This is a genomic window from Dyadobacter sp. NIV53, from assembly GCF_019711195.1.
Taxonomy (GTDB): Bacteria; Bacteroidota; Bacteroidia; order Cytophagales; family Spirosomataceae; genus Dyadobacter.
The window spans coordinates 649626-663820 of sequence record NZ_CP081299.1; the positions used below are offsets into that span (position 1 = coordinate 649626).

A 14195-nucleotide genomic window follows, 5' to 3' on the forward strand; every position below is an offset into this window, starting at 1 on the left:
GTATAATCCTGAATATCCTGACGTATAATCCTGATTCCTTGTAAAGAGCTAAATGATTAATAATTTTTAACCATTACCAGTTCAATCAGGATTTAAGCGCAAAAGCATTAATGAATGATTATGTATATCAATACACAACTTCCGGATTAATAAATCGTAACATAACAGTTAATTTGATTTGGTTGAACACTGATTACCGATAGTGAATGATATTAGGAGTACACGTTCATATGTGGGGTTACTTATAAAGTGAATTTGGAAAAATAAAAATTCATTATAAATGTTTTTTTAATAAAACGGACAAATTGGTATTTGAAGCAGACATATTACAACATAGTAAAATTTAGTTTGGAAATTCACTTTTATTTTGATTCAAAGTATTTAAAGTAGCCGGACTTTTTGAATTAATAATTAGAAGTTTCATAAGTATCATCTTATAAAGTTTAGCTATTTAATTTATTCTGATTAATATCTTAATTTGCTATTAGTGTATGTAATTTACTAAATCAACGGGGTTGATATCTAAAATAAAATGCTTGAATTAAAATAGAAAATATTAATTTTTTACCTGAATACGTCATCTTGTGGTTTGGTAAACTAACATGGAGTGAAAAATGGAAATCAGTTCAAAATAAGACTTAACCTTATACTATATACGCAATTACGTAAAATTACGTAGTTCACTCACAAGTATTGAAAAATAATAAAATAGCTATCTGGTTTAAAATATATCTTGTAGTAAAATTTTATTGAAACATAATGGTATTTGTATGTTGTCCGGCACAAATATGGAAACGGCAGCCAGACCATGCCTAACAATCAGGTTTCAATTCTAAACAATCAGGTTTCATTTTATAAATAATAATACTTTTTTACTGTTCCTGATATTTTTGTGCATATTCCGAAGGACTCATGTGATACAAATCCCGGAAACATTTAGCAAAATAAGAAGGTGTATCAAAGCCCACCCGATAAGAAGTTTCAGTACTGTTTAATCCGGTTTTTAAAAAATGGGCAGCTCGTTTTAAACGATAATTACGGATCACATCATTAGCGGTCAGGCTGGTTACCGCTTTGACCTTCCGGTACAACGTTACACGGCTCATCCCCATCTCATTTGCCAGTTCTTCAACTCCATACGTATCAACATCCAGTTTCGCTTCCAACAGGGCATGCAGGCGCGTAAGAAAAGGATCCTCAGTTACCGCCGGCTCTTCATCCCGCCCGGCCGGAACTATGCTTTTATAAACCCATTCACGCAAACGCTGGCGCTGTTCAAGCAAATTAGCTACACGCAGCCGTAGTTCCTCCACATGAAAAGGTTTGGTAATATAATCATCCGCACCGGCAGAAAGGCCTTCCATCCTGCTTTCATGTGTTGCCTTCGCAGTCAGTAAAATCACAGGAATATGGCTGGTCAATATGTCGGCCTTTAATGTTTGACAAAGCTTGAATCCACTCATTTCCGGCATCAGAACATCACTGATTATCAGATCCGGAATCATTTCCCTGGCCTGCTCTACGCCTGCCATTCCGTTAACTGAACGCAAAACGCGGTAATGTGCCGGAAAGCACTCGATTATAAACTCCGCCATTTCATCATTATCTTCTACCAGTAGAACTGCCGGCGCATCCGCTTCGCTAAGATTTTTTTCAATGTTTTCTTCCTGATTGACAGGTTGTTGCGAAGTCATGGCTGACTCAGCCACTTCCACGGGTTGATAAGGCAGCAGTACTAAAAATCGGCTGCCGCGCCCTGCCTGGCTTTCAACAGTAATATATCCTCCCTGCAATTGAACCAGTTCTTTTACCAGAGCCAGGCCAATTCCGGTACCTGTCTGCCTGCGGTTACCCGAAGAATCGGCCACCCTGTAAAACCGGTCAAAAATCCGATTTTGCTGATCCTGCGGAATACCTTTGCCCGTATCCATTACATGAAGCTTTATAAATGCCGAAGCGGTAAGTTCCACATGAACCTGCCCGCCAACCGGTGTAAACTTGATCGCATTGGCGAGCAAATTGGATAAAATTGTATCCAGTTTGCCGGAATCAAACCAATATTGTCCCCGTACACTTTGATGATAGGTAATTTTCAGGCCTCCGCTTTCTGCCTGCTGGCTAAACTTTTCGATCAGCTGGCCGACAAACTCACTTAACTGTCCGCGTGTCTCTTCAACGGACATAGCCTGTGCATCCAGTTTGGAAAGGTCTAGGAGCTGATTGATGAGTTCAAGTAAATGGCGGGCATTTCTACTAATTGAAACCAGGCGTTTGGAATATGGAGACTGCTGAAATTCGGGTATTAATGAATCTACCAGTGATAGAATTAGTGTTAAAGGTGTGCGCAATTCATGTGTGATGTTGGCAAAAAAGAGTGATTTTACCTCATCCATCATACGAAGCTGTTCCGCTTCCTTTTGTCTGAAATAAATCCGGACCATCCCGTAACACACTCCAATTACAATTAATGTATACAAACTATACGCCCACCAGGTCGCCCACCAAGGTGGATTAACCGTAATTTCAAGCTTATTTATCTGCTTACTCCAGACGCCGGATGTGTTAGAGGCATTTATAATTAATGTATAATTCCCTGGCCTCAATGCTGTGTAAATCGCCTGAGGCTCACTGGTATAAACCCATCCGCGCTCTAATCCCTTTAACCAGTAGCGATATTGATTTTTAACCGGGCGGTTATACTGCATGGCTGCAAATCGTATTGTGATAAAATTCTGGTCATGATCGAGTATTATATGTGAGGTGGAATGTGAAGGCCTGTTTTTTAAAGTTTTTACTGATTTCAGCGCAACCGGTTTGTTATTGATTTTCACTGATGTAATCTGAACTTTTGGGTCGAAACGGTCAACTGAGTGTTGGCTGGGATTCAGGGATGATACTAACCAGCTTGAATTCAGGTCATATTTCCAAACTCCCATTCCGGCTGTTCCTAACCAAAGCACATCAGAGCTATCTATCAACATACTAAGGCAGCATCCGGACGATTTATCAAATTCAGCAACAAGTTCGGGTCTGGAAATTTTCCGGTAGCGAAACAAATGCGGCCCATTGGCAAAAAAGACGTCCCCGCGGCTATCAGACGCAAAACATAGCTCTGTCGAGTCTTGTGTGGAAAGTGGGTAATAATGAAAACTTTCCCGCCCTGATTCCAGGACGATCAGGCCTGACTGGAAACCAATCAACAATTCATTACCGGGACTGACGAATATCTTTTCAGGTGCATTGTTCATGTAAATTGCAGATATTTCATCAGGAAATTTTACTTTGCTGAAAGCGTTCGCTGACTCATCATACTTTTCCAAACCAGAATCAGTTATTACCCAAATTATACCGTCTTTATCCTGAACAATGTCTCTTACTAATTCATTATCAGCAAAATAAGAAGGCTTATCCAAACCATGAAGTACGGTATAAGCATTTGTACTCACGTCAATACTGACCAATGTAATGGCCTGCTCACCATTCAGTTTAAGTCCGAGCCATAGACAGTCGTTGCTGTCAATAAACATGGTTTCAATCATAGCACCTCCGAAGTGCTGTTTGTAAAATGCCAGATTTAAGAAGTTAATAAATGATTCATTACCAGGATCAAAAATATGTAGGTCAGACTCCTCAGAAAATATCCAGATCCTGCCCTTGGAATCCAGCTTTAATGTTTTTACAGGGGCAGATGACAAAGAGGTAATATCCGTTTCCTGTGAAAGAAATACCTTAAAGCTGCTACCATCAAACCGACATAACCCATCACTGGTTGCTATCCAGATAAACCCCTTCAAATCCTGCAAAATAGATGATGTTATGCTATTGGTCAAGCTATTGTGATCGGAAATAATTTCCGGATCGGGAAGAAAATCCTGGGCCCGGATTTTTAAAATTAGTGCTGATGTAATACAGTATAGTGTACAGAAAAAGATCACTTTCTGCCGGAGGATTTTATCCGGAAACCAAATCAGCAAGTTGAACAGATTTGTATCTTTCATTACACTTCCATGAAAATTAGCAGGGTTTAAAACGCACAGAGGTTTTAATCAATCAGCAAAACAGATCGCAGTTCTTATCAGTTGCTCTTAAATTATTTTTTTTGTTCAGGCACAAATTTGCCTGTATAAACTTAGCTATTGCGGGTTAGATATCGCTTACCGGATAATAATTCAAAAACTACACATTTATTACATAATAGTAAAGTAAATATTACATAAATAATATCTACTTCGACAATAGAATAAAATTATTATATCCTCTTAAATGGAAAAAATTATTTAATTACTCAAAAAATATTTGCCTTAAATGCTACATTGTTTTACAAGTTATAATTACATAGACTTTTAAGGGTCTACAATTTTACAAAAGATAAAAATAATTAAATTATAGCTATTTAATTACACTAAAAAACATCGAATAAAATATACTTAAAAATTATTATTTCAAATACGATTTACATCTTTATTTACGCACATACAAAACTAATTTTACTAAAACTTAGCCATAAAAAAAATAACATAAATTAGTCCTTTACACTTAATAACTTTACAGATAAAATCAGAATATTGTTCTTATTTTTATGAATATATTTTACATTAGTTTTGCTTTATATAATTTATTAATCACTCCCTAAATAAATATGACAACAATAGATATCCAATCCAGCGATGATTTACCCATTGCAAAAAAAGCTCTTCAAAGCTTATTTTTATAATTGATTCGGGCAAAAAAGATAATAGGAAGTGAAATTATTAATTTCCGGTTACAATAAAGTTTTTATATCCGGAGTGTTATTATTAAAAAATAAGATCATTTTTTTATCATAACACATTACGTATATCATTGATTACTGGAAAGTCTTTTTTTGGTCTGCTTCAAATTTGTTTTTTACCATCACAATGTTTTAACCCCTTTTACACAATTCCTAAAATCCCCTGTTATGAAAATCCTCTATTCAATCACTCATTCAAAATTTAAATTTTCTTTTTTCAATTCCTTTTGCAAGCCTGCCGTTTATACTCTTTTCTTTATTATTATACATATATCTGCTTTTGGGCAGTGGACCAGAAAAGCAGATGAACTGAGACAACGAGCCGAAGGTATTAATGCGGTATATCAAAACAAACTTTACGTATTTGGTGGTTTTTATAACAATCCGGTTATTGAAAAAACCAATGAAGTATATGATATTGCAACCGATAAGTGGAGCAAAATTGCTTCATTTCCAGTTGGCAAAGAAATTACCCATCAGGGCCTGGTATTGGTTGATGACAATATCTGGCTGATTGGCGGAAGGGCCATCGATGCACACGGACCGGCAAGCAGCCAGGTGATCATTTATAATATTACCACCAACACCTGGTCTAACGGTCCGGAACTTATTGACCCGGCTACCGGGATCCCGTTCCCGATGGGAGCTGGAGGTTACGTTTTAGTAGGCCGTACCATTCATGTGTTTGGCGGTTTTGGCCCCACACTTTGCGACGATCAGGCGACACTTCACTTAACTATTGATGTGGACCAATACAATGCAAATCGTGCAACAACAACCTGGGAGAACAAATTGGCTCCAATGCCTATTCCACGAAACCATATAAGTTATGTCGTTCTGGGTGGTAAAATATATGCACTTGGTGGACAGTTTAAACATGATTGCGGAGCAGCAGACCAAAAATACTGTCACGTTTATGATCCTGCGACAAATATCTGGACAAGGTTAACTGACCTGCCCATTCAACGTTCACATGCCGAAGGTTCTACTTTTGCAGTTGATGGAAAAATATTTCTGGTTGCAGGCCAGGGTGTAAATAATGCAACCCAAAATACGGTTTACCAATTTACACCTCAATCCAATAATGGGCTTGGCGCATGGACAAACCTGACTGCGTATAAATTACCCGGTAGTTTTCTGGGACTATCGGCTAAGCTGGCGGCAAATAAATTCATTATCACCAACGGTGCGCTGAACCAATACAACAATGAGCGCAAAGAAACTTATATAGCTACTGTTGCAAGAAGCAGTGCAAGAACATTGGGATTTGGAAGTGCCTGTATTTCGCAAAATGCAGGAGATGGCACAAATATAAAGGCGCGTAATTTGCTTTACTCCATTGAAGACACCGCTCCTTACACACTTACTTCTGATGCTAACTGGCTTACAGTTTCGAGGAACGGAGTTGGCGTAGCTACTCTAAATGGAATTGATGTTGAAGTTAATATCAACACAGTTGGTTTGGCTCCCGGTTCTTACAAAGGAACCATCACAGCCAGGGCAGCTGCGACTGCTTCCACTGCATCGTTTTGTGTAAACCTGAATGTTACTTCTTCCTCCGGATACGGCCTTACCGTTACTCCTGTGGGAAATGGCAAAATTCTTAAAAATCCTGATCAGCCGGTATACCCGGTAAACAGTGTAGTTGCATTGAATGCAGTACCCGATTCAGGCTGGAAATTTAACGGCTGGACGGGCGACCTTGTGACCACCAGTAATCCAATTGATGTAACTATGGACAGAAATCTAGCCATAACTGCCACGTTCATAGAGGATGTAAAGCCGCCGATCGACCCGCCAGTAGATCCGCCAACTCCACCGGTGAGCCTTGTCAGCAACATCAGTACTGCAACCGGAAGAGTTTACCGGCTTACAACTTTAACCACAACCAAAGCTTTTTATACTGATCGGGCTTATCCGATAACGTCCGTACCTGCATCGCTGGTAAATGCTTCCCTCATCCAAACGCCCAATGATGACAAGAAGAATGCAACCTCATCAGTATTTTCCTTTAATTTAAGCAGGCCCGCAACTGTTTATATTGCTTATGATCCGCGTGCAACTGTGCTGCCTGCCTGGCTTCAGGGCTGGCAAAAACTTACCGATATTATTGGATTGCAAGATCCGCTGATCAGTTATTTTTCACTTTACAGCAAAACCTTTCCTGCGGGAAAAGTAACATTGGGCGGAAACATGGCAAGCCCTGCAAAAGGAACCCAGGGCAATTATTTTGTTATAGCCAAAGACATAACAGCTCCTGGCGCAGCTCCCAGAATTGCTGCTGGTGAAAATAATCCCAATCCGTTGGTTGCATTGGAAAATCCAAAAAAAGTAGTTCTTGAAAATATTATAGGAACCGCGGATATTAAACCTGTAATATATCCAAATCCTGTACAGGAATCTTTCCGTATTGTTTTTCCCGAAAATTATAAAGGATTACAGGAAATACGAATTGTAGATACAAAGGGCAACACGTTCAAACTCAGAAAACCGGATCTCAGATCATCAGGTAATGTGACTGATGTGAATATTGGCCAATTTTCACTAAAACCAGGTTTGTACTCGGTAGCTGTTATATCAGTTGATGGTAAAAAAGATGTAATCAGAATTATGGCCGGACAAAAAGATAATTAAGTTCAATAAGCAAAGGATGCGCTTCGTACCAGATCGGCCATATTCCGGGAATGTGTTTTGCGAAAAAGACTGCTTCTGTGATTTTTTACGGTGTTGATACTGATGTGCAGCCGGTCGGCGATTTCCTTACTGCTTAAACCATTAACGATAAGCTGAATTACTTCCGTTTCACGCGCTGTGAGCTCCTGGTCCTGATCCAGGGGCACATAGCTGCTGATGCGCTGGTAACCAAGTTCGTTTATCCTGTACCATTCGAGTTGAATATGATTAAAACGCTGTTCTGAAGTAACTTCCCGAAATAACGTAAACCGGTTTATGCGGCCGGTTTCATCGGGATAATACATGCTTTCCTCATGCAAAACGATATATCGGTTTCGTCTTAAAAAACGATACTGAACAATAAACCGGTACTGAAATATTTCGCTTTCAGGAGTTTGCTTAATTACCTCCCTGACCCTATGCCGGATACGCTGATAAGGCTCAAAATCGTCGGGATGAATAAGACGTTTTAAATCGTTAAAATCCTTGCGGGCTAATTCCTCATCCCGAAAACCAAAAAAGGCAGCACTGTTACGGCTCAAAAACTGAGGGCCTGGTTCGGCTCCGCAACGGCTTATTACATATCCGGGAAATAAAAATTCCAGCATATATAAATTGTTAAAAGAATGATGATTGGAAAAATCCGGTGTGGGGACGGTAAGCGGTGCGTAGCCGGGCTTATCAGGCTTTTCTTTTTTCACAACCCAAAATGATTAAAATGAATAAATAAATCTTCGCTATTCAAATTAAAAATTATGTGTACGTACACATATTTTAATTCAAATTTATCACTTTTTAATAAATTATAATGATAATTAATATATTTTAGTATCAATTCACCTGAAAAGGTAAACTTAAATATGTGTATATACTTATATTTTTTTACTAAAAAATTCAGGAAGGATTATCCTTACCGTTCCGGATTTTATCCAGAATCATATTTAAAAGTACCAGTTCGCCCGATTCAAGATGAGAAAGCAGGTTGTTGATTTCGTGCACACGACTTTCCACTGTACTTAGCAAATCCAATCCTTTTTGCGTAATGGTTATGTCGACAGAACGTTTATCGGTGAGAGACGGCCGGCATTCAATAAGTTTCTTCTTTTGCAGTTTTTCAGTAATACGAGACACATTTGATGATTTATCCATCATTCTTTCCTTCACAGCATTGACATTAACCGGCTTCCCCTTTTGTCCGCGCAAAATACGCAGCAGATTGTGCTGGGGCCATGTAATTCCAAAGGATTTAAAAAAATCACTATGTGCTGTTTTCAGCCAGGTTCCTGTATAGATAAGGTTTATTCCTGCTTTGGAAAGTTCGTTTCGGAATGTGTATTGCTGTATTTCGTCTTCAATTCTGTTAAATTGGTTTTCAGCACTCATAGATCAGGGCTTAATGGTTTGCTGTTGAAAGTCTGATATCAATTCAAAATTAATATTTAATTCAAAACCTCAGGAATTAATGCTGCTTATTCCATCATTTCGCCGGTAACCACTTGTTTATCAATATTTAGTACAAAAGAACTATTTCCCGCGGCAATAGCGCCATATACTTTTGCAGTGTAAATAATTCAAATTAACCTTTAAATATTGTATTATGAATTGGAATAACCTGGGCGGCATTTTTGACGTCAAAGCTGGTTTGTCGGCAGTGTCATGGAAACCTGACCGTTTGGATATTTTGTCGGTAGCCGGCAGTTCTGTCTGGCACAAAGCATGGGATTCGGGCAGCTGGTACCCCTCTCCTGCTGACTGGGGAAACCTGGGAGGAAAGTTTGATTTTGACACCGATGTGGCAGCAGTCTCATGGGGAAAAGACCGGCTGGACATTTTTGGAATGGCAGGAAATTCCGTCTGGCATAAAGCATGGGACGGAAGCCAGTGGTATCCTTCTCCGGACGGATGGAATAACCTCGGAGGAAAATTTGATCCCGGAACAAAACTGACAGCCGTATCATGGGGAAATAACCGGCTGGATATTTTTGCATTGGCAGGCCAGTCAATCTGGCACAAAGCATGGGATACAAACCAATGGTACCCTTCTCCGGATGGATGGAATAATCTCGGAGGAAAATTCAATCCCGGCACCAGTATTTCTGCTGTATCATGGGACAAAGGCCGGCTGGATATTTTTGCGATGGCGGGCAACTCCATCTGGCAAAAAACATGGGATACAAATCAATGGTACCCTTCACCCACTGACTGGACTAATCTGGGTGGCAGCTTCGACCAGCTCACCAGTATTTCTGCTGTTTCATGGGCTAAAAACCGGCTCGATATTTTTGCGCTGGCAGGAAATTCTATCTGGCAAAAAACCTGGGACACAAACCAATGGTATCCCTCTCACAGCGACTGGACCAATCTGGGAGGTATTTTTGATCAGGGAACAAGTATTGCTACCGTTTCATGGGATAAAAACCGGCTCGATATTTTTGCTTTGGCTGGTAATTCGGTTTGGCACAAGGCGTGGGATACAAATCAATGGTATCCTTCTCACAGTGACTGGTATAATCTGGGTGGCTACTTTGATAAAGGAACCCGGCTCTCGGCGGTATCCTGGGCAAAAAACCGGCTCGATATCTTTGCGCATGCGGGTCATTCCGTTTGGCATAAAGCCTGGGACGGTAGTCGCTGGTGGCCATATGAAGCTGTTTCTGTCGACCTTCGCCCGACAATTATTGACATGGGGCTGGTTCCAAAAAGCCAGGGTTACCGGGGCACCTGCTCGGTTTTCGCATCCACGTTTTTACTCGAATACATGACCTGCAAAGAGAAAAACCGAAGCAACCTGGACTATTCGGAAGAGTACCTGAATGCAGTCACCAACACGGCGATCGGTTACGAGGAAGATGGTGACTTCTTCTCGAGTATTACTAAGGGTTATGGCGAATACGGGATTGTTGACGAAGTTTCATTTCCATATCAATCCAGTTTTGACCCAAAACACAAGCCAAGCCAAAAACTGATGAATATTGGAAAGGCCGCGCGTTTCCTGAAATCGGAAATTATGTATGCTTCGAAACCTAATCCGTCAGGCGGTTCGCCAAGGGGGCTGAGCAATAATCAGATCGAATCCGTTAAAAAATTATTGGAAAGCGGTGTGCCTGTGGCAATGGGTTTCCATGGGGCCTCTGCTTTGCAAACTTCGGATATGAACGGAATAACAGCCTGGAATGATCTATCCGACGAAGTCACAGGGGCATATGCACATTCTGTCCCGGTTGTAGGATATTGGGCTGCTACAGGAGGAACCGATGTTGGTTATTTCATCTTCAGAAACTCAGGAGGGCCAGACTGGGGCGATCACGGTTATGGTTATTTCAGCTTCAATTATGTGAGCAAGTTTGTTTACGACGTCGTGCTGTACGACAAAGAGCCAAAGTTCAGCCTGACTGACGTGGTAGCTGCAACGGTAAAGCCAAAATTAGTCAAACTGCCATTTATAACAGAAGCCGAAATGGAACGTACGGGCAAACTCATTAACGCCAAAAGCAAAGTTTCCCAACCTGATGCGGTAGTTTTCGATAAATAAGGTAAACCCTCTGAAAGGTGCGGCTGATGTATGACTATGAAAAATGGCATATATTGGCTGCACCTTTTTGATCCTTTACAATTTCATACAGTTAAAATATCTTAACATGAAGAAGTCAGAAGGTAATTAGAAAACTTTTGTGAGCTCTTTCTTTAATGGAAATACAGAATAGGTTATTAAACTTGATCTGTCTGTATATTCACATTAATAACAGATGAAGCGTTTTTCAGGAGAATTATACATTCCTCGCTCAAATTCCTTAGGTGCAGTTTTTTTCCTGATTTGGAGTACCGTTCAGTCAGTTTGTTTAATGCATCAATTCCTGACATATCAGCCACACGGCTTTCCCTGAAATCAATTACCACTTCGTTTGGATCATTGGGAACGTCAAATTTTTCGTTGAATGCGGTAACGGAACCGAAGAAAAGCGGGCCGTATATCTCGTAGTGTTTTACACCTTTATCATCCACATATTTCCTGGCTCTGATGCGCTTTGCACTTTCCCAGGCAAATACCAGGGCAGAAATAATAACGCCCGATAAAACGGCCAAAGCCAGATTATGAAGATAGATGGTAATTACAGCCACAAGAACTCCAACGAATACATCTTGTTTAGGCATTTTATTGATGATCCTGAAACTGACCCATTCAAAAGTACCAATAGCCACCATAATCATTACTCCGGTTAAAGCGGCCATTGGGACGAGCTCAATGACAGGTGCTCCAAACAGGATTATCAGCAAAATTGTCAATGATGCGATAATGCCGGAAAGTCTTGCTCTGGCTCCCGCAGATAAGTTTACGAGTGTCTGGGCAATCATGGGGCACCCTCCCATTCCAAAGAAAAATCCGTTCAGGATATTAGCGCTGCCCTGCGCAATACATTCTCTGTTTCCGTCGCCTCTGGTAACGGTTATTTCATCCACAAGGTTGAGCGTCAGTAATCCTTCGGTAAGACCGACTCCGGCCATGATCAGGGCATATGGAAAAATAATATGCAGGGATGAAAAATTAACAGGAATCTGTGGAATATGGAATGGTGGAAACCCGCCACTTACAGAAGCAATATCCCGGACTATTTTAGTATCAATGTTCAGAAAAGAGACAATCAGAAAAACCGATATAATTGCTATAAGCGATGGCGGAACAGCTTTTGTAATTCTGGGTAAAACGATAATGATAGAGATTGTGAGAGCAACCAAACCTGCCATGATGAGCAGCGGTGTCCCGCTTAGCCAGGTGAGTTCACCATTTTCAATTGTTTTAAACTGCTCCAGCTGTGACATGAAAATAATAACAGCCAGACCATTTACAAAACCATACATAACCGGCTGGGGAACGAGTCGAATAAATTTACCGAATTTAAAAATGCCAACCAGTATCTGAATTACACCCGCCAATGCTACCGCAGCAAACACATACTCAATACCGTGCGATTTCATTAATGCAATTAATACAATAACCGTTGCGCCAGCTCCTCCGGATATCAATCCTGGCCTGCCACCAAAAATGGATGTGACAATACCCATGATAAATGCAGCATACAAACCGACAAGCGGTGGAAGGCCAGCCAGAATAGCAAAAGAAAGGGATTCGGGCATCATTGTCATGGCAACAGTCAGGCCGGCCAAAACTTCTGTTTTATAATTGATTTTCTGTTTGAAATCAAAAAGATTGAAAATGGAATTCATGCAACCAGGAGTTATTAAAGCTCATTACCAGTGGTAATTAAAAAAGCAATACCGTGCTTTACCAAAAGGGGAACAAATATGGGAATCAAAATTAACTATTTGGATTAATGTAAGGCAAAAGCCCCGATTTAGCACTTATAATCAACAAAAATCCATTAAAAATCACAAACAGGCTGCTCTCATTAATTTATCCTGAAAAGAGGTGGCATACAATTTTAAGGAATAAATACTGTAACCGAATTTAGCAATTTCATATATAAAATTAAGACCTGACAAAATATCCATGACACATTTTACAGTAACCCCTGATCAATACCTCCCATGAACAACATGCCATTAACCGTAAAGCGCTCCATAGAATTATTGGGAATAGTACTTTTAGTGAGTATCCTGGTAGTCGGGCGAGACATTATTATGCCGATCATCATGGCATTTTTTATCAGCATTGTTTTACTCCCTGTTTATCGTTTTCTGAAACGGTATCACATTCCGGAAGCTTTATCAATTGTTCTACCTATCCTTTTACTGTTGGTTTTGCTGGCAGGAATCATCTGGTTTTTTTCTGCGCAGGTCACTTCACTGATCGCAGATTTTCCAAAAATCAAACAGAATGTCAGCATTCATCTCAAAACATTGAGTGACTGGATATCAAGTATAAGCCATTATTCCACCAGGGAACAGGTTGAATTTATAAATAAGAATACAAACGATATGATCAGTTTTGCTGGCAAAAGGCTAAGTGGGGCAGCACTTACATTAAGCTCACTTTTCATTTTTGTAGGCCTTTTGCCAATTTATATTTATCTGATACTTTTTTACAAAGACATGCTGCTGCGTTTTACATTTATGTGGTTCGGTATTGAGCACCACGCAAAAGTGAAAGAAGCGATTTATGAAACTGAGTCTATCATTAAAAGTTATCTAGTCGGTCTGCTGATTCAGGTAACGTATATGTCTACATTGGTGGGCGTTACACTCATGGTAATCGGGATCAAACATGCGCTGTTAATCGGCGTTATATTTGCTTTCCTGAACCTGATCCCATATGTTGGTGCTTTGTTGGGTAATATTATTGGTGTTGTCTTAACACTGACTTCGTCTACAGAATTATGGCCTGTCTTTACAGTTTTAGGGGTAATTGCCGCGATTCAGTTTTTAGATAACAATATCCTGATGCCCAGAATTGTAGGTTCCAAGGTAAGGATCAACGCATTATTTGCAATACTCGGGGTTATCATTGGAGGAAATATAGCCGGGGTTTCCGGGATGTTTTTGTCCATGCCTATCATTGCGGTTCTTTAAGGTAATTTTTGATAGAACTGATATGTTCAGGCAATGGGGAGTTTTATTAGGTGATGAACGGCCTGCACGCAGCCCGATGACTTTTCCTATTTTCCGTAAAAAAATACCAGTTACCACCAGACCCGGCGTCGAAAAGACAAAATAATACATTTGATCGGAAGCAAATCAATTATCCGGTTCCTACGGTAACAGCCGATCTTTATTAGTCATAAACACACCGGATTAC

7 protein-coding genes are annotated in these 14195 nt (G+C 40.1%); 3 read left to right on the forward strand and 4 right to left on the reverse strand.

Features of this window, described 5'->3' with window-relative positions:
• Positions 1-872 precede the first annotated feature (872 nt).
• On the reverse strand, positions 873-3998 hold the full coding sequence (locus KZC02_RS02600; RefSeq protein WP_221392674.1) for an ATP-binding protein: 3126 nt from the start codon (positions 3996-3998) through the stop codon (positions 873-875).
• 941 nt (positions 3999-4939) lie between these two features.
• Here KZC02_RS02600 and KZC02_RS02605 point away from each other — a divergent pair.
• Positions 4940-7405, forward strand: coding sequence for an InlB B-repeat-containing protein (locus KZC02_RS02605; protein WP_221392675.1), 2466 nt, complete (start codon positions 4940-4942; stop codon positions 7403-7405).
• A 2-nt stretch (positions 7406-7407) separates the two neighbouring features.
• Here KZC02_RS02605 and KZC02_RS02610 read toward each other — a convergent pair whose 3' ends face one another.
• Together KZC02_RS02610 and KZC02_RS02615 are read right to left on the reverse strand one after the other, a co-directional pair.
• Positions 7408-8145 (reverse strand): LuxR C-terminal-related transcriptional regulator, encoded by a 738-nt coding sequence (locus KZC02_RS02610; protein WP_221392676.1) that lies wholly within the window; start codon positions 8143-8145, stop codon positions 7408-7410.
• Between the two features lie 193 nt (positions 8146-8338).
• Positions 8339-8827, reverse strand: coding sequence for a MarR family winged helix-turn-helix transcriptional regulator (locus tag KZC02_RS02615; RefSeq protein WP_221392677.1), 489 nt, complete (start codon positions 8825-8827; stop codon positions 8339-8341).
• A 214-nt stretch (positions 8828-9041) separates the two neighbouring features.
• On the opposite strand from KZC02_RS02615, the gene KZC02_RS02620 reads away from it, so the two are divergent.
• Positions 9042-10976, forward strand: coding sequence for a C1 family peptidase (locus KZC02_RS02620; protein ID WP_221392678.1), 1935 nt, complete (start codon positions 9042-9044; stop codon positions 10974-10976).
• A gap of 176 nt (positions 10977-11152) precedes the next feature.
• Here KZC02_RS02620 and KZC02_RS02625 read toward each other — a convergent pair whose 3' ends face one another.
• On the reverse strand, positions 11153-12667 hold the full coding sequence (locus tag KZC02_RS02625; protein WP_221392679.1) for a SulP family inorganic anion transporter: 1515 nt from the start codon (positions 12665-12667) through the stop codon (positions 11153-11155).
• A gap of 321 nt (positions 12668-12988) precedes the next feature.
• On the opposite strand from KZC02_RS02625, the gene KZC02_RS02630 reads away from it, so the two are divergent.
• Entirely contained in the window at positions 12989-13969 is a 981-nt protein-coding gene (locus tag KZC02_RS02630; RefSeq protein ID WP_229253967.1) for an AI-2E family transporter, read from the forward strand.
• Positions 13970-14195: the final 226 nt, after the last annotated feature.